Source organism: Arthrobacter sp. 260, assembly GCF_013116745.1.
GTDB lineage: Bacteria > Actinomycetota > Actinomycetes > Actinomycetales > Micrococcaceae > Arthrobacter_D.
Genome location: NZ_JABFOE010000032.1, coordinates 1 through 954 on the forward strand (window position 1 = coordinate 1; position 954 = coordinate 954).

Sequence of the window (954 nt, forward strand, 5' to 3'; positions counted from 1 at the left end):
CTAGGTTGTGTCTGTTAATTGTGGATTCGGTGGAATGTGACCATTGCGGTGAGTAGTACGCCGCCGAGGAACGTGGTGGCGTATTTGTCGTAGCGGGTGGCGATTCCGCGCCAGTGTTTGAGGCGGTTGAAGCCGCGCTCGACGGTGTTGCGTTCTTTGTAGATCGCGGGGTCGAAGGCCGGTGGCCTGCCGCCGGCGGAGCCTTTGGCCTTGCGCCGTTGGATCTGGTCTGAGCGTTCCGGGATGGTGTGCTTGATCCTGCGCGAACGTAGCTCGCTGCGGGTTGAAGGATGAGAGTAGGCCTTGTCGGCCAGCAGCCGGAACGGCGTGGCGTCCTGGATCTTATGGACTGCCAGTAGCGGCAGCAGCTGGGGGTTATCCCCGGCCTGGCCGGGTGTGAGCAGCATCGTGACCGGTGCGCATGCCCTGTCGGTGAGGGCATGGATTTTCGTTGTCAGCCCGCCTCTGGAGCGCCCGATCGCATGGTCAGCTGGCTCGTCGCGCAGAAACTTGTAACTCGCTCCTGCCCCCTGTGTGGTCCGCAGCGGCCTTCAGCTTCGGTGCTCCGGCGGCATGCTGGTGAGCCCGGACACTGGTGGAATCGACCGAGAGCAGCGACTCCAGCTCGATGTCATTTGCCTCGCTGGAGTCCCTCACTGCGGTGAACATCCGCTCATAGGATCCGTCGGCCGACCAGCGTCGATGCCTTTCCCAGACCGATTGCCAGGCACCGAACTCGGCTGGCAGGTCCCGCCATGGGGAACCGGTGCGGAACCGCCAGCAGATGCCCTCCAGCGTCAGTCGGTGATCATTCCACGGTCGGCCCCGTCGGCCCGGTGCCGTACGCAGGACAGGCTCGATAACCGACCACAACTCATCTGAAATCACATTCGAACGCAGCATCTATCCAGCTTGAAACACGGCAAGCCGGATGTTTAGCAGACACGCCCTAGT

General features: G+C 62.5%; 1 pseudogene. It reads right to left on the reverse strand.

Annotation, left to right across the window (positions count from 1 at the left end):
• Nucleotides 1-14: 14 nt before the first annotated feature.
• Nucleotides 15-903 (reverse strand): annotated as a pseudogene (locus HMI57_RS18260) (IS5 family transposase).
• Nucleotides 904-954 lie beyond the last annotated feature (51 nt).